Here is a 19,924-nt window from a genome sequence, read left to right on the forward strand (position 1 = left end):
GCTACAGATGAAGCTGCAAACAACCTATTTAGGTACTGTCTATCAATTTGCATCCCTAAAGGATGTTTTTGCAAAAGCGAATGAAGAGAAATCTGGCGACAGGCTTGCTGGTATTGCTGCAGAAACAGTGCAGGAGAGGATTGCCGCAAAAGAAGTGCTCAGCCACCTGACGCTTGCGGATATCCGTGAAAATCCGCTGCTGCCTGGAGAACAGGATGAAGTAACCAGAATCATTGAGGGCCAGGTCAATGAGCCAATCTATCAATCCATTAAGAATTGGTCCGTGGCTGAGCTGAGGGAATACATCCTTAGCGACGATGTCACTGGCGAGGATCTGAAAAGACTGAGCAGGGGGCTGAACAGTGAAAGCATCGCTGCCGTTGCCAAGCTTATGTCAAACCTGGATCTTGTTACAGCGGCCAATAAGATAGAAGTATTGACGAAATCAAATATCACCATCGGACAAAAGGGAACCTTGGCTTCAAGGCTCCAGCCGAACCATCCAACAGACAGTGTCGATGGAATGATCGCTTCTTTAAAAGAAGGGCTCTCTTATGGAATAGGAGATGCGGTCATTGGAATCAACCCGGTTGATGACTCGGTTGAAAGTGTGAAACGACTGCTCCATGCAACGCACGATTTTATCAAGCATTGGGAGATTCCGACGCAAAACAGCGTACTCGCGCACGTCACTGCTCAGATGAAAGCAATCGAACAAGGTGCGCCAGCCGATATGATTTTCCAGAGTATCGCCGGAACCGAGGCGGCCAATCGCTCATTTGGAATTACGACGTCTATGCTTGCCGAAGCAAATGATATGGCAAGGCAGCTTGGCACAGGCACAGGCCCACAAAGGCTTTATTTTGAAACTGGTCAGGGCTCAGAGTTAAGTGCAGAAGCTCATTACGGTATTGACCAGATGACGCTCGAATCACGAAACTACGGCTTTGCCAAGTATTACGATCCTTTCATTGTCAACACCGTTGTCGGCTTCATCGGACCTGAATATCTATACAACAACAAACAGGTAATCCGTGCCGGCCTTGAGGACCATTTTATGGGTAAAATGCATGGCATCCCGATGGGCGTTGACATCTGTTATACGAATCATATCAAGGCAGACCAGAATGATATGGAAGATCTTGGAGTACTGCTGACTGCGGCAGGAGTCAATTTTATCATCGCAACTCCTATGGGTGATGACTGCATGCTCAACTACCAGTCCATGAGTTACCATGATGTGGCCACCTTAAGACAGACCATGAACAAAAGGCCAGCTCCGGAGTTTGAAGCCTGGCTTGAAAAAATGGGGATTTTTGAAAATGGCAAGCTAAGCAAAATTGCTGGAGATCCAACGATTTTCTCAAGGTAGGAGGTGAGGCAAATGAATCAGGAACTTGTAGAGAAGGTTACGAGATTAATAGTTGAAAAGCTTCAAGACTCGAAGTTGAAGGAAACAACAGATTCGTCCTCTTCCGAACCTGTTCAAAAGGTAAAGTTCTGGAACCACGCAGAAACGCATCACCGCAATGAAGCTCCACCGCATTGGGGGTCAGACCCCCAGCGGGTTAATGCGTTAACGTATCAGTCTGAGACTGCGAATCCAGCTGAGGGCAATTCGGTTACCTTTTGGGATCATAAGAACAGCTCGGTGAAGGATGAGACGGGAAGCAAGACGTGTTCAGTCGTGAAACCCACTGGCGGAAAACAGGAAGCCGGCCGCTCTCTTCAGGAAGGTGTCGAGAATCCGTTCGACGGAGATGAGTTGAAGCACCTGAAGGAGAAGACGCCAGCGCGTATTGGTGTCGGCAGGGCAGGGACCAGACCGAAAACGAGCACACTTCTTAAATTCAGGTATGACCATGCTGCGGCTGTCGATGCAGTGTACGGCGAGGTGAACAAGGATTTGCTGAAGGAGCTTGACTTATTCACGGTCAACACGAGAGTTCAGGATAAGGATGTGTACATCCGCCGTCCTGATTATGGCAGAAGACTTTCAGATGAAGCGATCCAGGAAGTGCAGCAAAAATGCAAGAAGTCACCGACTGTCCAGATCATCGTATCCGATGGCCTGAGCTCAAAGGCGATTGACGAAAACCTGGAGGATGTCTACCTTTCCCTGCAACAATCCTTAAAATCAATGGGATTGGAAACAGGAACACCTTTCTACATTGAAAAGGGCCGGGTTGCGGTCATGGATGATGTCGGTGAAATCCTCAAGCCAAAGGTCATCGTACTTCTGATTGGGGAACGCCCTGGTCTTGTCAGCGCTGAGTCCATGAGTGCCTATTTATGCTACGAACCGCGAAAGGGAACGATCGAAGCTGACAGAATGGTCATTTCCAATATACATAAAGGTGGGATTCCACCGGTAGAAGCGGGTGCATACTTGGGTACGGTCATCCAGAAAATTTTAAAGTATGAAGCGAGTGGAGTCACGCTCGTTCAAAAAGAAGAGTAGGGGGTGGAATTATGGCACTCGGACGAATACATGCTGATATCCTGGCAGTCAGGGTCATCCCGAATGTCGACGGTGCACTGGCGAAACAGTTCAATCTGCAGCCAGATCAGCGAAGCCTTGGGATTTTTACCAGTACGGTTGATGATATTGGATATACAGCACTCGATGAAGCAACGAAACGAGCCGATGTCGAGGTAGTGTATGCTCGATCATTCTACGCTGGTGCAGCCCATGCATCAGGACCGCTATCTGGTGAGATGATTGGGATCATCGCCGGCCCAAGTCCTGATGAAATCAAAAGCGGACTGGAAGCAATCATTCAGACTGCAGAACAGGATGTCTATTTCGAAGCTTTGAATGAAGATAAAAGTCATGCCCTTTTTGCTCATGTGGTGTCGAGAACAGGCTCTTTTCTCTCCAAGGAAGCTGGAATCAGGCAAGGGGAAGCTATCGCTTATTTGATTGCTCCGCCGCTTGAGGCAGTATATGGTCTCGATGCAGCATTGAAAGCAGCCGACGTCGAGCTAGTGAAGTTCTTCGGTCCGCCATCCGAAACCAACTTTGGCGGCGGTTATCTGACAGGTTCACAATCAGCCTGCCAGGCAGCTGCTGATGCCTTCAGGGATGCCATAATGGATATTGCCAGAAGCCCTGGCACCTATTAAAGAAGGATGAAATCAGCAAGAAAGGAGTGTGCAAGCATGAATTTTGATCAGGATCTTCAATCGATCCAGGAAATGCGTGATGCCGTTCGCAGAGCGAAGGAAGCGCAGGCAAAATACATGAACTACACCCAGGAACAGGTGGATGCAATCGTTAAGGCGGTCGCTGAAGCTGCTTATGCAAAATCACTGGACCTTGCCGTGATGGCGGTCAGTGAAACAGGCATGGGAGTCGTTGAACATAAAAAGATCAAGAACGAAGTGGGCTCGATGGCCGTTTATGAATCGATTAAGAACGAAAAGACGGTCGGAGTCATCTCTGAGGACAGAGAGCTTCGAGTAACTGAAATTGCTTATCCGTACGGTGTTATCGCCGGGATCATCCCGACAACGAACCCGACATCATCAGCCATTTTTAAAACATTGATCGCCCTTAAGTCAAGGAATGCGATTGTCGTCAGCCCTCACCCTCGAGCAAAGAATTGCAGTGTGGAAGCATTGAAGATTTGCAACGAGGCGGCTGTCAAAGCAGGGGCACCGGATGGGCTGATTGGCTGGATTTCCAATCCATCGATGCAGGCAACGAATGAACTGATGAAGCATAGAGATGTCAATCTCATCCTCGCGACTGGAGGAGGCGCACTTGTCCGCGCCGCTTATGGTTCAGGGAAGCCCGCATACGGAGTAGGTCCTGGGAATGTTCCGGTATATATCGAAAAAACAGCCCAGATCCCAAAAACAGTCAAGATGATCATGGACAGCAAATCGTTTGACAACGGGACAATCTGCGCAACCGAGCAATCGATTGTCGTCGACCAAAATGTCCGTCAAATGGTTCTCAGGGAGCTGCGCAACAACGGCGGCCATCTTCTTACGAAAGAAGAGAAGGCGAAAGTGGAGAAACTGATCTCCCCGGCGCCAGGCAAACTGAATCCGAATATCGTCGGCCAGGATGCCGTTAAAATCGCCAATATGGCCGGAGTAACAGTACCACTTGGAACGAGGGTGCTGATTGCTGAAGAAACAAGGGTTGGCAAGGATGTACCATTTTCAATCGAGAAGCTATCCCCGATTTTCGGCTTTTACACAGCTGAGAACTATGAGCAGGCAAAAGACTATTGTCTTCAGCTGCTAAGGCTTGGCGGAATGGGACACAGCCTGTCACTCCATACAACGGATGACAAGGTGGCAAATGATTTTGCGATGACGATGCCTGTATCCAGGATGATGGTCAATACTCTTTCATCCATTGGCGCAGTCGGAGCCACGACTGGACTGAAGCCATCCCTGACACTGGGATGCGGTTCATTCGGCGGCAATATCACATCTGATAATGTGACAGCCAAGCATCTGATCAATATCAAGAGAATGGCATATGGCATAAAAGAAGTTGATATTCCCAAGCCGGGAACAGCTTCGATTCCGGTAAGCAATAACAAGAAAAAAGAAGAGGACCTGGAAGCTATTGTCGATCAGGTTCTGAAGCAGCTGGAGCCGAATGGCCTGCCAGATCCAAAAGTAATCGCTGAAATGGTGAATCAAGTAATTAAACAATATAACTAACTATTAGGAGGAAATTAAAATGGCTAGAGAATTAACTGCACTTGGAATGATTGAAACTAAAGGACTTGTAGCTTCTGTTGAGGCTGCTGATGCAATGGTAAAGGCTGCAAACGTACACCTTGTTGGAAAAGTACATGTTGGCGGCGGAATCGTAACTGTATTGGTACGCGGTGATGTAGGTGCTGTTAAGGCAGCAACTGACGCAGGAGCTGCAGCAGCTCAGCGTGTTGGCGAATTGATGAGCGTTCACGTCATTCCACGTCCACACAACGAGCTTGAAAGCATCCTTCCAAAGATCGATGTTGAACTTTAATAGAATCAGATTTTACAGTCTAGCAGCATAAAAGGTTAGGAGTTTTTCATATGAACCAGGATTCCATCCAAGCAATTGTAAAGGAAGTAGTCGCGCGTCTTTCAACGCTGGCTGCTTCCGAAAGGACAACGGTTCCGATGGCCATTTCCGCGCGCCATTGCCATTTGAGCAAGGAAGATGTTGAAGCCCTGTTTGGACCGGGTTATGAACTAACAGTAAGGTCAGAACTTTCTCAGCCTGGCCAATTTGCTGCCAATGAAACTGTCATGATCGCAGGACCGAGGGGAAGCATTGAAAAAGTGCGAATCCTCGGTCCTGCGCGCAGCATGACCCAGGTAGAGGTCAGCCAGACGGATTCCATCAAGCTCGGACTGAAGGTGCCCGTCCGGATGTCAGGCGATATCGCTGGCTCTGCCCCAATCACCATAATAGGACCGAAAGGAAGTCTCTTCAAGAAGGAAGGCTGCATAGTCGCAAGGGCGCATATCCATATGACACCTGCTGATGCTAAAGCTTTTTCCGTAGAAGAAGGCGAGTGGGTCCGGGTGGTAGCTGACGGTGAGCGACCAGTATCATTTGAGAAGGTGCTGATCCGTGTGTCGGATCGCTACAAGCTGGAAATGCACATTGATACAGACGAAGCGAATGCAGGACTTATTTTTCCTGCCAAGGAAGGTCGTCTGGAGAAATATGGTGAACGCCGATGATCGATCGCAGCATGATTGAAACGATCGTACTGGAAGTCATACGCGCGCTCGAAAGTGAAGGGAAAACGGAGGTCACATCTGATCAGCCAAAACTGCTGATTGTTGGTGATGCCTCGTGGATTTTTGAAAATACATTAGAAAAATTAAAGCAGAATTGGGACCTGAATTTTGCCAGGGAACCAAAGATAGAAGATTGTGAGTCTGTCGAACATATCATCTTCTTTAGAGCCAGTCAGGACCTGATCGTAAAAGGGGCTTTAGGTATCGCGGATACTCCTGATAGCATCCTCCTTGCTCACTGTCTATTGACAGGGAAGAAAGGAACGATTGTACCTGAACCGACACTTGAAGAGCATCTGTTGGCAAAAAAGGGACCGTCTTCAGAAAGCAAGTACATCCAGAAGCTGCTTAACTATATCGAAGAATTAAACAGCTTTGGAGTCAAGGTTGAAAGTATCGACGATTTTGCCAATCTCGGCAAGGGCAGTCAGAAAGCTGAACCAGTACCCCAGCTGATGCCAACGTCAGCTAATGCTGGCAAGAAAAAACTTCTGACACAGCGGGATGTACAAGATACAAAGACAGAACAAATCTTTGTCTGCAAAAATACGATCATCACTCCCTCTGCACGGGACGCTGCGAGAGAGCTGGGCAAAAGCATCATCGTGGCAGAGTAAAAGGAGCAATGTGAAATGCAAATAGGTACTGTAGTAGGCAATGTATGGGCCACGAGAAAAGAAGATGAATTGACCGGGTTGAAATTCCTTGTAGTCCAGCCAGAATATCCGGATGGATCAGCATGTGAGATTCCGTTTGTCGCAGTAGACAAAATCGGTGCGGGCGTTGGCGATAAAGTGCTTGTCACAAGAGGAAGCGCAGCAGCCAATATGTCACCTGATAAAAAACTGCCAATCGATGCCCTGGTAGTTGGAATTATAGACTCGATTGATGTAGAGAAAGGTGGTTGGACACGTGGGTAGAGCATTAGGAATGATTGAGACACGCGGACTGATTGGTTCGATTGAAGCAGCAGATGCGATGCTGAAGTCAGCGGACGTCACCCTTTTAAGACAGGAAAAGGTAGACGCAGCGCTTGTAACCGTGTTAATCAAGGGCGATGTCAGTGCCGTTCAGGCAGCAGTGGAAGCAGGAAGTGCCGCAGCAGCAAGAGTAGGAGAGCTTGTTTCTGCACACGTCATTCCCCACCCTGATGAAGAAGTAGGAAAAGTTTTATTTACGGATAAAAAAGAGGAAACACCAAAGCCTGCAGATCCTGTAGTCAAGCAGGAAGAGACGGTAAGCACTGAGACTGCGATCGCGCAGCCGGAAGGAAATACAGTCGAAGAAAATACGTCTGCAGCTCAAAAGCCAGGAAAAAAGAGCCCTCCAAAAGAATAATGTGGTTCTGGTAATAACAACAGAGAGCTTCATTCTCCATAAGAAAAGATAGGCAGGGGGAAGATCAAATGGGATTCAAACGGAAAAAGATTGCTGTTATCGGCGCTGGTTTTACCGGAGCGACAGCAGCACTTATGCTTGCCCAGAAAGAGCTTGGCGATGTCATCATTGTCGACATCCCGTCTCAGAGCAATCCGACGAAAGGGAAGGCACTGGATATGCTAGAAGCGAGTCCTGTCCAAGGATTCAGCGTCAATATCACAGGCACATCCAGCTATGAGGACATTGCTGAGGCAGATTTGGTATTGATCACCGCTGGATTGCCGCGCAAACCCGGCATGAGCCGTGACGACCTTGTGGCAACGAATGAAAAAATTATGATCGATGTCTCGCAGAATATTAAAAAATATGCGCCAGACAGCGTGATTATCGTGCTGAGCAACCCGGTGGACGCGATGACCTATGTATGCCAGAAAACGACTGGCTTTCCAAAGAACAGGGTCATTGGCCAGTCAGGCGTACTCGATACAGCGCGATTCAATACATTCGTCGCCCAGGAGCTTAACGTTTCAGTCGAGGATATCTCGGGCTTTGTCTTAGGCGGCCACGGCGATGATATGGTTCCGCTCGTGCGCTATTCTTACGCAGGAGGAATTCCACTTGAAAAAATCCTGCCTGCTGAACGCATCGAAGCGATTGTGGAAAGAACCCGCAAAGGCGGCGGAGAAATCGTCAATCTCCTCGGGCAAGGAAGCGCGTACTACGCACCTGCAGCCTCCATGGTTCAAATGGCAGAAGCCATCCTGAAAGACAAAAAGCGAATCCTGCCATCGATAGCCTACCTTGAAGGTGAATACGGTTATCAAGGACTCTATCTCGGAGTACCAACCATCCTCGGCGGAGAAGGCATCGAAAGCATCATAGAAATACCACTCACAGAAGAAGAAAAAAGCGCCTTAAACCGCTCCGCACACTCCGTTAAAAACGTTATGGAGCTGCTCGCGACTAAGTAATATGTGTAAACATGGGGACGGTTCTCGTGTTCCGAAGTGGAACACGAGAACCGTCCCCATGTTCCTATTAAGTAGGATGATACTTCAATGAAACAGATTAATGATGATCTTCTTTGAAAGAAGCACAAGATACGTCCCTTTGCTTTTGAATGCCGCTACTAGTAATAAAATTGATCTTACTGGTAATAAATCCACTCTTACTGGTGATAAATCCACTCTTACTGGTGATAAAGGAGGTTTCTCTAGGATTCATAAGCTTTTTAGTTCGAAAAAAACGATATTTTAGATTAAATAGAACCAAAAACTTATGAATAAATAGGAGAACAGGTGCGGAGGTAACTTTTTTAGAAGATCTAATGGAATTTCAGTTGTTTTTTATGTGATTACAAAATTCTTTATTAGATTGAAGCGCATGCATAAAATCATATTGACTTCTTGAACTGTAAAGATTAATATTACAGTAAGGTATAAGCAATCTAAACTTAAGTCAGTTTTCAAATATAGTGAGATTTTTTTTACCGTAAATGTAATTTTTTTTATTACAGTTAAAAATCTATTTTCATCTAAGGAGTTGTAAATTCATGGTCACTTTATATATCACACCGAGCTGTACTTCTTGCCGGAAAGCGAGGGCGTGGCTTGAGGAACATCAAATTGAGTATGTTGAACGGAATATTATTTCGGAGCCACTTACAGAGGAGGAGATTAAATCGATTCTTCGGCTTACTGAGGACGGCACTGAGGAGATTATTTCAACGAACTCAAAAACGTATCAGCAATTAAATGTGGATATTGATTCACTCCCGCTTAAAGAATTATATGAATTAATCATTGAAAACCCGACCATGCTGCGCCGTCCAATTATCCAGGACCACAAAAGATTGCAGGTTGGTTATAACGATGAAGAAATTCGCCGTTTTCTGCCGCGCAGTCTTCGGACATTTCCGGTCATCGAGTGGGAAAGCAAGGCTAACTAATCTTTAAAAAAAGGAAGGAGGAAGGTCAAGATGAGAGAGGTATTCCTTACAGTACATTATAAAGGTAAAAATTATCAAACCAATGTGATCGTAAAAAGGGAAATGGAACGGGACCAAATCAAACGTGTAGCCGAGGAGCAAGTGGAGAAACAGTGGAGGACTTAGCGTGTTTCAGTAGAAACAGCAACTTTGACAAAATAATCTGTAACATATAATATTACAGTAAATTAGTGGATCTGCTATTGATCCTCATGTTGGGAGCCCAGGCTATGAACAGTGACTTTACTCTTGCCATTCACAGTTTAACTTTTCTTGCACTGCAGCCGGACCGAATGTCTACGAGCGATGCGATTTCAGAGAGTGCAGGTGTCCACCCTGTACGCATCCGCAAAGTGCTGAGTTTGTTAAAGAAGCACGGTTTTATAAAATCGAAAGAAGGTACGGGCGGAGGATTTCTTTTTGCGATCGATCTCAGCGAAGTGAACCTTTGGGATATATATAAATTAACTTCTGAAGGCGCATTGCAGCCAAAATGTCCTGATTCAAATGAGCGGTGTGTCGTTGGAGCAAATATGCAGAGAGTCCTATTTGCCATTTTCCTTGGTGCAGAAGAACATTTAGGGGAATATTTAAAGAACTATTCCTTAAAAGAAGTGGTCGACCTGATCAATAAAGAAGAGTAATTAGAAGAGTGAAGATCTCTTCATGTTGAAAGTGTAATAAAAAAAATTACAGTTTAGCAGGAACTTTTTAAAGAGGTGATTAATATGTCCACAAATAATGCCATTTTAAAAATCGGCGACTGGATTAAAGCCCAATCACGGGATGGAGAACTAATAATCGGTTATGTTGATTCATTTGATCTTCTTGAAGGAATGACAAAGGTAACCGTCACGACAAGTGACAATCAAGAATTAGTCGGCAAAACCATTCCTATTATGAATAATAAGGTTAAAATTTTGCCTAATTCGAATGTGAGAAATAAAGAACAAATTCTTAATCTAATAGATTTGGCACTAGCTACTGGAGATGAAGATTGGTTTTTGAAGCTGTCTTCCAAGCTGAATGCCATGAGGGAGCTTGTTAGGAGCGTAAAGTAACGTTGATAAAAGAATTGAGGAACTTGTTTGATTTGAAAAGACTGCTTCTGTTTAATGGGTTCTTTTTAAGGGTTAAAAACGGCAAAATCCAACGCTAAAAGGGTGCGAAATCTCAAAGATTTTCGTACCCTATTTTTTGTATATCGATGTTTTGCCATTCAGCATTCAAAAATTACGAATAGAATCGCATAGAAATAATGATTTTATGATAAACTTCCATTCCCAAAAAAGTCATTGCCTCGTTCTATAGAATATTACTTCGGCAATCATAATGTTGATTTAATTGAATCGATTAGTTGAATTGGGTTTATAAGGGTGCTTCTTTTCAGTAAAGTTGGAAAGCCAAATGTTAGCGGTAAATACAACCAAATAAACTAAAAAGGATAAATACAAGTTCCAACCCCTATATGTAAAGACATGAAACTTCACTGAAATCCATTCTAGAGCGATAGCTATCCCTGCCCAAAAAATAATATAAAATAGAAGCTTTAAACCCTTGGGTCTACTCTGTTGATAAAAGTTTACTACAAAGTAAGGTAGTGTAGGGTAAGTTACAAAGTGCAATAATACATCAAATAATTCATGTGTTTTATGATCGATCGTAAAGTAAAATTCATTTGGTTTTACACCAATGGTAATATCGGCCAACAAAGCAAGAAAGACATTAAATGTCCAAATAATAGTGATGGTAACGGCAGATAAGTGTCTAGGCAAAATAAACATGAGGGGCCAAGATAATAGTGTGGAAATAATAATAAATATTTCATTTGCATCAAATTGTATAGGAAGAGGTAAAATCATCTAGTTGTATTCACCCCATTGCTTCTATTAATAAGTTTTTCTAAATAAAAGGAGTAAATAGCTAATAATATAATAATTAGACTGTATCTCAAATATCCATAAAATACATTCCAATTTACCCATTCCAAATAACCAATTTGAACGAAATATAACTCTATAGAAATAAGTGCTGTTAAGAATATGAAAAGATGAATAAGTTTACTAAAAATTGAACGTTTAGAGAACAAAATATAAATTAACCATAAAAGTAAGGCTGGCTTGAGAGACATCTCAGGAATTTTTTGTGTCCAAAAAATTAATTGACTTGATGGATCTTGCTTCGTTAATTTTAAATTTAAGTTAATGATTATTCCTGTATTAGTAATAAGTATATTGGATAAAAAATAACAGCCCAAGACGTTAGTGACGTTCATTTTCTTCATCAAAATATACAAGGATATTATCGAAAAAATTGCTAATATAAGAAAAAGCCACAACGTTTTCATGGTAGTCACCTTCTTTATTTATATGTACAGTATTTACCTAAAGTAATTTTTTATTAGTTGATTAACAGGAATTCAATTGATGCTCATTAAATAAAGCAATAAAGGCAAGGGAAACTGGGGGAAGTCCAATCTTACCTGCCTTTGTTTAAGATAAATAATCGAATTATCATGTTTTTTTGTGTGTTAATTAAACTGTCATTTTACTTTACACCTCAAAACAAAACCCGTATATCTTTGCTAGGACTGTTTTTTCTTGAGGAATTCAAAGGAGATTGCTCCAAAGGCAAAGAATAATAAAAGGGTAGAAATTGAATCGGGTCAGAGGAGTGATGTCGATGGCGGAAACAAAGTTTTCCAACGAAAGTTCCATTGGATATAAGCGAAAAAGATACTCTCATAGAGGCCTCAACTTCCTGCACATGCTCCGCTTTACCTTCTTAGTATTCATATCTTTGGTATTGGTCTACATCTACTATTTATATTCTAAGGAACTCCTTCAAAAAACGATTCTTGATCTTTGGAAAAAACATCAGAACATCATCGTAAGCCTATCGATATTCATTACCTATACAGCTATCATTTTTCAACTGGGTGTATGGAAAGGGAGAAGATAATAGAAGAATTTGGATTTATCGGACATGACCTAAAACCGATCACTTTTTTAAAAATTAGGGTTCAAATTCCACGGATTTTTCCATAATGGTAAAAAGGAGTGGGAGTGTTGAATCATTATTTATCAATTGCAGTAGAGCTTACCTGTGGATTTGTCTTTTTATTTATCGCCACAAAGCTGCAAGGAAAAACGCAGTTTTCACAGATAACCCCTTTCGATTTTATCTCAGCGGTTATCTTGGGCGAGCTGCTCGGGAACGCCATCTATGACCATGAAGTGAGACTCGGAGAAATTGCTTTCTCAGTTGCAATATGGGCGGTACTTGTTTATGTAACCGAAATGGTGACGCAAAAGTTCATCGGTACACGGAAATTATTAGAAGGTGAACCCAACATTGTCGTACATAAAGGCCAGATTAAATATGACGCATTGAAAAAAGCAAAGCTGGATATCAATCAGCTCCAAAGCTTAGTCAGACAGCAAGGATATTTCTCCCTGAGAGAAGTTGAATATGCAATCATCGAAACAAATGGGATGATCAGTGTCCTTCCTAAGGCGGATTACGACACACCGAAAAACAGTGATTTAAAAATCAAAGCAGATGCCCCGAGCTTACCAATTAATTTGATCATCGACGGAGAAGTAGTCAGCGAAAATTTAAAAGAAGCCGGGTTTGATGAACAGTGGCTGAAGAAGGAGTTGGAAAAGCAGAAGATCCATCATTATGAAGATGTGCTGTTTGCAGAATGGATGCAAAATGAACCGGTTTTTGTGATTAAATATGAGCGGAAGGCACAATAATTTTAATACAAAAAAGGCTGAACCCTCTAAATACCGCTTCAGCCTTTTTCGCATTTCCCCAACGTAAACGGTGGGACGGTTCTTGTGCTTCATTCCGGAGGCGAATAGTAAAGGAGCATGAATTAAAGTAAATGGTTAAATAAAGGGGGTTTATGTTATTAAAGTCCCGATTTTAGGTCTCAACTACTAGTAAGAGTTTGTTATATAAGGGTAGTGAATTGGTATATTACTTTGTTTTAAGATATTATAGAATTAATTCAGTTTATCAAGGGAGAGAAAAATGGGGAATTCAAACTATCAGATTAGAGTAAACAAAAATGAGTTCGTATGGAATGACCAGGAGGGTGAACTTACATTTGATGGGGCCCCTGCACTGCTTTTCTGGGATTCAGCAATCGAGCTGTTTTTAAATACAATTGAAGAAATTTCTGGAAACGATGTGTCGAAGACCGTTTATGAAGTGACGGGTTTTCGCATGGGACAACTCGTAAGCACTTATTATGAAGGCAGAACTGATGTAGTTCAGCTGTTGAATGAGTATAGTGATATATACAGAAGCGCTGGCTGGGGAATCTTTGAGATTCATGAGTATTCTTATGAGGAAAAAAGGGCTGTCGTGCGTATACGGAATAGCTGGGAACACCGCATTTTCAAGCTTGCCGATAAAAATAAAGCTGGAGTGTTGCTTCCAAGCCATTGGGCAGGCATTTTCAGCGGACTTTTCAAACAAAACATGTGGTATAAAATGGTGAATAGCCAACTTGAAGGCCATGATTATGATGAAATAGAGATTTTTCCATCTGCAGTGACCATTTCGCAAAACATCCATGAATTAGCGAGAAAAAAAGAGCAGGAAAGCATTATGGAATTGGAGAAAAAGGTGGAATCACGTACGGAAGAGCTTTCCTCTTTGATCCAAGAACTCTCCTCCCCAATCATCCCGGTTCTTAAAGATATTCTTGTCATCCCTTTGATTGGCAAGTACAATGATGAGCGGCTCAGCAATTTAATTGAAAAAGCTTTAGTTGAACTTACCAAATTAAAAGCAAAATACCTATTAATCGACTTAACGGGTATTAAGCATGTCGATTCATATACCATTCATGGCATCCAAAAATTGATTCAGTCGATCCGACTGATCGGAGGCCAATGCTTTATTGTCGGCGTGTCAGCTGAACTGAGCATCCAAATATTAAGTTCAAAAGTAAAAATAGAAGGAATTCAATCCTTCTCCAGTCTTCAGCAAGGCGTAGAATACGCCATCCAGCAGAATGGGTATGAATTAGTTAAAAAGAAATAATCATGAGGCTGAACAGGAATCTTCTTGTTCAGCCTTTTTTTGTGGACATGGGGACGGTTCTTTTGTTTCATTCGGGAGGCGGAATGTGAAGGGGAATAAGGTTTTGAGGATAATGATAAAGAAGTAGATAAAGTGAAAAATGAAAGTTGTTCATCGATTAACATTTCGCACTTTTTAATCATTGAAGCAAAAGAAACGGCCCCGCGTTTTTCTAACTGGTATTAAATGAAGGCTAACTGGTATTAAAATCGATCTAGCCGGTATTAAATAAAGACCAACTGGTATTAAAATTGGTTTAACTGGTATTAAATGAGATCCATCTATGAAACTAGGATAAAAAGTAAAGGAAATGGGATTAAGACCTACCAAACTATGATTAAAAAGCTTTTGGATTAAAATGATAAATCGATTATGTCCTTGCAACTGGCCCCAGGAGTTGAGTTCAAGGATAAACGCGAGAAAAGATTTTGTTAAGAATGTAAATCAATTTAATTCCATATGCTTTATAGAGCTGTTTTTAATTGAAAAACTAAAGGATTTTAATGCAAATGTAAAGAATAGTAAGGGGTAGGAGATGAAATCGTTCTGTGGACTAAAATTGATGATTGAAACAAAGTTTTCGAAGTGGCGTTCAGCTGCATAAAAAAGGAAAGCGGTTGTGAAGGAAGATCATTAGCTGCCAGGGGGGAAGTAATGTATGAAAGCGAATCTAGAAACTGCGAAGACTTATTTAACAGAGACGGAGGAAGTGCTATCGTCCTTGTATTGTCAAATAGATTTGGGTTATATGTGCAGGTCGGGCATTTTGGCAGCGACGGATGAGAAGCTTTTGTTTTGCGCGGACGCCATGTTTGGAAAAGGCATGAAATGGGAGTTTCAATATGATAAAATTTTAAACTTTAATGATAGTGACGGAATTGTCTATGGTACTATTCCATTTATCAAAAAGATAATGATGCATTATGAGGATGATTATATCGTTTTTGAAAATTTTTCGAATTCCCATAAAGTAAATGACTTTTCAACATTAATTAAATCAAAGGTGAAAAATGCAGGTGCTGTATAAGGTTGAGTATAGGGGTTGAACGGTGTGTCGATGAGAACTGACTAAATATGAAGTGAGAAAGGAAGCACAAGAAACGTCCCTGTGCTTCTGATGGGAGGTTGTTAAGATGGGGCAAAATTATCAAAATCATAGAAAAATGGATCCGATATTCCATGGTGGGATCATGTTAATTGGACTTATTACGCTTATTTTATCGGTTGTGTTTTTCTTACAGCATCTTGGCAGTGAGTGGCTGCTTAGTGTGATTGTGTTAGGGTTTGCGCTGATGCTTTTATTAATAACTGTGAGGCTGAGAGGTTATGCACTTCAGCTTCAGGATCGTATCATTCGTAATGAGGAAAATTTTCGTTATTATCGATTAACTGGTAATCAATTAGACTCCGAACTTTCCTTGAAGCAAGTGATAGCTCTGCGATTTGCCGGAGACGAAGAATACTTGGAGTTAGTTGAGCGGGCGAAGTCAGAGAATCTTCAACCAGATGACATTAAAAAGGCAATTCGGCATTGGAGAGCCGATTATTATCGCGTATAAAGAAAAAGAAACAGCTTCTTAATGTAATGGATCGGATACCTTTCAAAAAGTTTAATTTTCTTTAAAAAGTAATGTTTATTGTATAGGGATGTCATTGGACTAAAGGATCAAATTGCTATGTTTGCGATTTGATCCTTTAATTTTTGCATTTAATAGATGATTTTCTTTTGAAGGATTTACGGCCGTTTTTTGAATTGCCTTATTAAACGAACAGGCAGATTAGTTAAAGAAGGAGTTGGAAAACAAAGGAGTTATGAACGTAATTCTCGAACTAAAATAAAGGATTAATAAAAAAGGGGAGAGTAATTTGGGTTCAAGAATAATGCACTCGATTATTGGTAAAAAAATTTCAGAGGCTTTATCGATCGAAGGAAAAACATCATTTTTGCTTGGCAGCATTGCTCCAGACGCAGTTTTTTCACTCGAAGAAAAAAACTTATCCCATTTCTTTATAGGAGAAGTGCAAGATTATTCAAGAAGCGTTGATTATAAAGGTTTTTTACATAAATATGGTTCACAAATAGAAAATCCTTATATATTGGGGTACTTTGCACATTTAATTGCTGATGAAATATGGTTAAGAGGATTCTACCTTTCTTGGTTAAAGAACAGAATGGATGCTGATGAAGGGTTATATAAGTTATACCATAATGATTTTGGATTACTAAATGGAAAGTTATTAGAACACTATGGTTTTACAGATGAATTGAAAAAATCATTTAGTCATTTTCCTGCAATCATAGATTTGGATGTGGTAACTTCCAAAGATGTTGAAAAATTTGTTCCTTATGTATTAGGAGATATGGAGTACGATAAAGAAGTACTAAATGACAAACTTAATGTTTTTACTATGAACCAAATAATTGGTTATATAGAGACATCAGTTGAACTTGGGATACAGAATATAAAACCAATTCTTAGAAAACAAATCTTCAACTAATGTCACTGGCAAACAAGGACCGAAAAATATAAACAGCGATGGGTTGAATACGTTAAGTAATAGATATGACATTATTGGTTCTATTCTTATTGAACAAATCTCAATAAGGAATTTTGGAATTAAGGGATTTAGGAGGTAATAATGAGTAAGGTTCAATATCTTTTGTTACTGATAAGTTTTTTGGGGTTTTGTGTTGTTGGAGGAATATTACATATTGAATATATAAAAGCAGATGAGTATGCAAAGTTTGACGGAAGTCTACAGGCAGCTAAAAAAGCATTAAATTTAGAAATTATCAATACAATCTATTTTCCCATTATACTGATCATTCATCTCACTCTATTTATTATCTTTAAATACAAAGGTACAAGGAAATCACTTACAAATAAAATTACCACCAAGTTGAAATGATAGAATGTCTCTCTTCTTGAACTTACGATGCAGGTAAACACAAGAAGAATTTAAGATCATAATAGCCATTTTGAGGAACATTATTGGACTCATCGTAATAAAAGGAAAGGACTGACTCAATTAATGGATATTAGAAAACCGAATGAAACTGAACTGAAAAAGGTGTTATCTCTGTCGCCACAAGCTGTTTATGATGGCACATTGGGTGAAGTAGAACCTACGAAAGAAAAAATTGACCAACTTATTAAACCACTTTTAGAAAAAGGAAGTTATTATTTAATAGCAACAGAAAACAATAAATTAATGGGCTGGATTCTTATAGGGACCAGCAAAGACCCATTTACTGATAGGATGAATGGATTTATTTACGAATTATATGTTCTCGAAGAATTTAGAGGGAATGGGATTTCCAAACTATTAATGAGAGCTGGTATTGACCATCTAAAACAAGACGGATATGCAGAAATCCGCCTAAGTGCATTTGCAGGGAATCAAGCAATTAAACAGTATGAAAAATTGGGATTTAGCATTAGGACTATTACTATGAGTTTGCAGTTATAAGAAACTAACTTATAAATACTATAATCATTGCCTGATTATTAATAATTATTACGTTTCGATAATCTACTTGCCTTACATAATTTAAGTTTGTGAAAGGTAACAGACCTGTAATTCCTATTGGCTGTTTCCTATTTTGGTTGAGTTTTTCAAAATGAAAGATCATAATTTCCTTCTAAGGAGGCTTGTCATGCATAATGACATAATAGTAGATGTAAAAGGGTTAAAAAAGCGATATGGCTCCTTTACGGCGGTTAATGGAGTATCGTTTCAGGTGGAAAAAGGAGAAATTTTCGGTCTTCTCGGTCCGAATGGAGCGGGGAAAACGACCACCATTGAAATGTTAGTCGGTCTGAGAAAGCCGGATGAAGGAACTGCAACTCTTGCAGGCTTTGATGTGAAAAAAGAAGTGAACAAGGTCAAAGAGGTCATTGGGGTACAGCTGCAGTCCACCTCTTTATTCGAGCTATTAAAAGTAGAAGAGATCCTGAAGTTGTACGGAAGCTTTTATCCAAGTCATGTGAACATTGATGAATTAATCGGTGATATGCTCCTGACAGAGAAACGGAACGACCGTATTAAAGGGCTGTCTGGTGGACAAAAGCAGCGTCTCGCCATTGCGCTAGCACTGATCCATGACCCAGACATTGTGTTCCTGGATGAACCGACTACTGGCCTTGATCCACAAGCAAGAAGAACCCTATGGGACATCGTCTTACGTTTAAAGGAGAGAGGAAAAACGATCATTCTCTCCACGCATTATATGGATGAAGCTCATGTGCTCTGTGACCGTATCGGTATCATGGATCAAGGAGAACTGATTGCTCTTGACACGCCGGACAATCTAGTGAAAAAACTCCAGTCTACTAGCACAGTAGAATTCCATTTGAGCAATCCACCTGAACAAGAGTGGTTTTTGAAAATGGATGGAGTGAAAGAGGTGTCCATCAAGGAAACGTTTGTCCAGTTATATACGGATGATCTGCAGACTGCCTTAACGTCCTTAATCCAAGCTTCTGCGGAACACCAGTTCAAGATTGAGGATTTACAAACACGCTTCGCAACATTAGAGGATGTATTCATTCATATGACGGGAAGGAGCATCAGGGAATCATGAGAGCATACTGGCAATTAACAATCGCGCAATTACGGATTTTTGCTCGAAACAAACAGGTCTTATTCTTTACCTTACTATTCCCGATCATCTTAATGCTTGCGCTTGGAACCTTTGCCGGAAAAGGCGACAATCTATCGTTAACAGTAGGTGTGATTGATTCTGACCAAACAGAAGCCTCGAAGGATTTAGTAGAATTATTTTACAAGCATGAAGGTCTAAAAACAAAAAAATATCAAAAAGTTAAAAGCGGAAAACAAGCGGTGAAAAATGGAGACATCCAGCTTCTCGTTGACATTCCAAAAGGCTATGAAGCAAACGTGAAGAATGGGAAACAAACCTTTTCACTTCCTGTTTATTATAATGAGAAAAACCTTGCAACCTCCGAGCTTGGCCTAACAGTTGTGAACGGAATTATTGATCAATACAGTAAAGACCTTGTGGACTACAAGCCTTTAGTAACAGTTGAAAAAGTGGGCATTGAAGCTATGAATATTCGTTATGTGGACTTCCTCGTACCAGGAATCGTCGCCATGATGATCATGAGCAACAACATGAACGGAGTTGCTGGCCAAATTTCTGCCTGGCGTGAAAGAGGGATATTGCGAAGAATGCAGGGAACGAGACTAAAAGCTTCTACCTTCATTGCTGCGCAAATCACGGCTCGTTTACTGCTCAATGGAACCCAAGCCATGCTGGTCGTGCTTATTGCCCATTTCGTCTTTAGCATCGAGGTCGCTGGTTCATGGCTAGCCTTGATATTTTTCATTGTACTTGGCACCCTTGCTTTTATGTCACTTGGATTCATTATTGCCGGAATTGCGAAAAACCCTGAAAGTGCTGGGCCGATTGCAGGATTTATTACGTTTCCGATGCTGTTCCTTGGAGGCGTGTTCTTCCCGATCAGTAATATGCCAGATATCATTCAGCCAATCGTTAAGATCCTGCCGATTGCGCATTTGAGTTCTGCTTTGAGGGAAACGATGAACCTTGGAACACCATTCCTTCAGTTAGGGACAGAAACTCTTGTTTTAGGGTGTTGGCTAGTGGGCGGGTTTGTGCTGGCTAGTTATGTGTTTAAGTGGGAGTAGGTTGCAATTGGTATTTTG

Annotated in this window: 25 protein-coding genes; 24 read left to right on the forward strand and 1 reads right to left on the reverse strand. The window is 41.3% G+C overall.

Annotated elements, in window-relative coordinates:
* Positions 1-7 precede the first annotated feature (7 nt).
* The 14 genes from AABM38_RS10915 (at position 8) to AABM38_RS10980 (ending at position 10,194) form a co-directional block, all read left to right on the forward strand.
* On the forward strand, positions 8-1,372 hold the full coding sequence (locus tag AABM38_RS10915; RefSeq protein ID WP_423410396.1) for an ethanolamine ammonia-lyase subunit EutB: 1,365 nt from the start codon (positions 8-10) through the stop codon (positions 1,370-1,372).
* Positions 1,373-1,384: 12 nt separating this feature from the next.
* A complete protein-coding gene (gene eutC, locus AABM38_RS10920) occupies positions 1,385-2,461 on the forward strand; it encodes an ethanolamine ammonia-lyase subunit EutC (RefSeq protein ID WP_423410397.1) in 1,077 nt (358 codons plus the stop codon).
* A gap of 11 nt (positions 2,462-2,472) precedes the next feature.
* Positions 2,473-3,126 (forward strand): ethanolamine utilization microcompartment protein EutL, encoded by a 654-nt coding sequence (eutL, locus tag AABM38_RS10925; RefSeq protein WP_423410398.1) that lies wholly within the window; start codon positions 2,473-2,475, stop codon positions 3,124-3,126.
* Positions 3,127-3,162: 36 nt separating this feature from the next.
* Positions 3,163-4,686: an acetaldehyde dehydrogenase (acetylating) gene (locus tag AABM38_RS10930; RefSeq protein ID WP_423410399.1), complete on the forward strand. Its 1,524-nt coding sequence runs from the start codon at positions 3,163-3,165 to the stop codon at positions 4,684-4,686.
* Between the two features lie 19 nt (positions 4,687-4,705).
* Entirely contained in the window at positions 4,706-4,999 is a 294-nt protein-coding gene (gene eutM / locus AABM38_RS10935; protein WP_423410400.1) for an ethanolamine utilization microcompartment protein EutM, read from the forward strand.
* A 50-nt stretch (positions 5,000-5,049) separates the two neighbouring features.
* Entirely contained in the window at positions 5,050-5,706 is a 657-nt protein-coding gene (gene pduL / locus AABM38_RS10940) for a phosphate propanoyltransferase (RefSeq protein WP_423410401.1), read from the forward strand.
* Positions 5,703-6,383, forward strand: coding sequence for a hypothetical protein (locus AABM38_RS10945; RefSeq protein WP_423410402.1), 681 nt, complete (start codon positions 5,703-5,705; stop codon positions 6,381-6,383). The genes pduL and AABM38_RS10945 overlap by 4 nt, the downstream gene beginning before the upstream one ends.
* 15 nt (positions 6,384-6,398) lie before the next feature.
* Positions 6,399-6,686 (forward strand): EutN/CcmL family microcompartment protein, encoded by a 288-nt coding sequence (locus AABM38_RS10950; RefSeq protein ID WP_423410403.1) that lies wholly within the window; start codon positions 6,399-6,401, stop codon positions 6,684-6,686.
* Complete coding sequence (locus AABM38_RS10955; RefSeq protein WP_423410404.1) at positions 6,679-7,104, forward strand: BMC domain-containing protein; 426 nt, start codon at positions 6,679-6,681, stop codon at positions 7,102-7,104. Before AABM38_RS10950 ends, AABM38_RS10955 begins: the two co-directional genes overlap by 8 nt.
* Before the next feature lie 68 nt (positions 7,105-7,172).
* Positions 7,173-8,117 (forward strand): malate dehydrogenase, encoded by a 945-nt coding sequence (gene mdh / locus AABM38_RS10960; RefSeq protein WP_423410405.1) that lies wholly within the window; start codon positions 7,173-7,175, stop codon positions 8,115-8,117.
* A 581-nt stretch (positions 8,118-8,698) separates the two neighbouring features.
* Positions 8,699-9,094, forward strand: coding sequence for a transcriptional regulator SpxA (gene spxA / locus AABM38_RS10965; protein ID WP_423410406.1), 396 nt, complete (start codon positions 8,699-8,701; stop codon positions 9,092-9,094).
* A gap of 30 nt (positions 9,095-9,124) precedes the next feature.
* Positions 9,125-9,259 (forward strand): BA3454 family stress response protein, encoded by a 135-nt coding sequence (locus AABM38_RS10970; RefSeq protein ID WP_423410407.1) that lies wholly within the window; start codon positions 9,125-9,127, stop codon positions 9,257-9,259.
* 104 nt (positions 9,260-9,363) lie between these two features.
* Positions 9,364-9,777, forward strand: coding sequence for an RrF2 family transcriptional regulator (locus AABM38_RS10975; protein ID WP_423410408.1), 414 nt, complete (start codon positions 9,364-9,366; stop codon positions 9,775-9,777).
* Positions 9,778-9,861: 84 nt separating this feature from the next.
* The gene (locus tag AABM38_RS10980) at positions 9,862-10,194 is read left to right on the forward strand and encodes an IDEAL domain-containing protein (RefSeq protein WP_423410409.1); all 333 of its coding nucleotides are present in this window, start codon (positions 9,862-9,864) and stop codon (positions 10,192-10,194) included.
* 279 nt (positions 10,195-10,473) lie between these two features.
* Here the strand turns inward: AABM38_RS10980 and AABM38_RS10985 are convergent, their stop codons facing one another.
* Positions 10,474-10,995: a hypothetical protein gene (locus tag AABM38_RS10985; RefSeq protein ID WP_423410410.1), complete on the reverse strand. Its 522-nt coding sequence runs from the start codon at positions 10,993-10,995 to the stop codon at positions 10,474-10,476.
* A gap of 820 nt (positions 10,996-11,815) precedes the next feature.
* Here AABM38_RS10985 and AABM38_RS10990 point away from each other — a divergent pair.
* The 10 genes from AABM38_RS10990 to AABM38_RS11035 all read left to right on the forward strand — a co-directional run bounded on the left by AABM38_RS10990 (position 11,816) and on the right by AABM38_RS11035 (position 19,906).
* The gene (locus AABM38_RS10990; protein ID WP_423410411.1) at positions 11,816-12,094 is read left to right on the forward strand and encodes a hypothetical protein; all 279 of its coding nucleotides are present in this window, start codon (positions 11,816-11,818) and stop codon (positions 12,092-12,094) included.
* A 107-nt stretch (positions 12,095-12,201) separates the two neighbouring features.
* A complete protein-coding gene (locus AABM38_RS10995; protein WP_423410412.1) occupies positions 12,202-12,894 on the forward strand; it encodes a DUF421 domain-containing protein in 693 nt (230 codons plus the stop codon).
* A gap of 280 nt (positions 12,895-13,174) precedes the next feature.
* On the forward strand, positions 13,175-14,194 hold the full coding sequence (locus AABM38_RS11000) for an STAS domain-containing protein (protein WP_423410413.1): 1,020 nt from the start codon (positions 13,175-13,177) through the stop codon (positions 14,192-14,194).
* 697 nt (positions 14,195-14,891) lie between these two features.
* Entirely contained in the window at positions 14,892-15,260 is a 369-nt protein-coding gene (locus AABM38_RS11005) for a PH domain-containing protein (protein ID WP_423410414.1), read from the forward strand.
* Between the two features lie 106 nt (positions 15,261-15,366).
* Complete coding sequence (locus tag AABM38_RS11010) at positions 15,367-15,792, forward strand: DUF6526 family protein (protein ID WP_423410415.1); 426 nt, start codon at positions 15,367-15,369, stop codon at positions 15,790-15,792.
* Positions 15,793-16,099: 307 nt separating this feature from the next.
* Complete coding sequence (locus tag AABM38_RS11015; protein ID WP_423410416.1) at positions 16,100-16,732, forward strand: hydrolase; 633 nt, start codon at positions 16,100-16,102, stop codon at positions 16,730-16,732.
* A gap of 141 nt (positions 16,733-16,873) precedes the next feature.
* Positions 16,874-17,143, forward strand: coding sequence for a hypothetical protein (locus AABM38_RS11020; protein ID WP_423410417.1), 270 nt, complete (start codon positions 16,874-16,876; stop codon positions 17,141-17,143).
* A 123-nt stretch (positions 17,144-17,266) separates the two neighbouring features.
* Complete coding sequence (locus tag AABM38_RS11025) at positions 17,267-17,704, forward strand: GNAT family N-acetyltransferase (protein ID WP_423410418.1); 438 nt, start codon at positions 17,267-17,269, stop codon at positions 17,702-17,704.
* A gap of 187 nt (positions 17,705-17,891) precedes the next feature.
* Positions 17,892-18,818, forward strand: a complete 927-nt coding sequence (locus AABM38_RS11030; protein ID WP_423410419.1) for an ABC transporter ATP-binding protein — start codon at positions 17,892-17,894, stop codon at positions 18,816-18,818.
* On the forward strand, positions 18,815-19,906 hold the full coding sequence (locus tag AABM38_RS11035) for an ABC transporter permease (protein WP_423410420.1): 1,092 nt from the start codon (positions 18,815-18,817) through the stop codon (positions 19,904-19,906). Before AABM38_RS11030 ends, AABM38_RS11035 begins: the two co-directional genes overlap by 4 nt.
* Positions 19,907-19,924 lie beyond the last annotated feature (18 nt).

Source organism: Heyndrickxia sp. MSNUG (genome assembly GCF_049532715.1).
In the GTDB taxonomy this organism is placed as follows: domain Bacteria; phylum Bacillota; class Bacilli; order Bacillales; family Cytobacillaceae; genus Mesobacillus.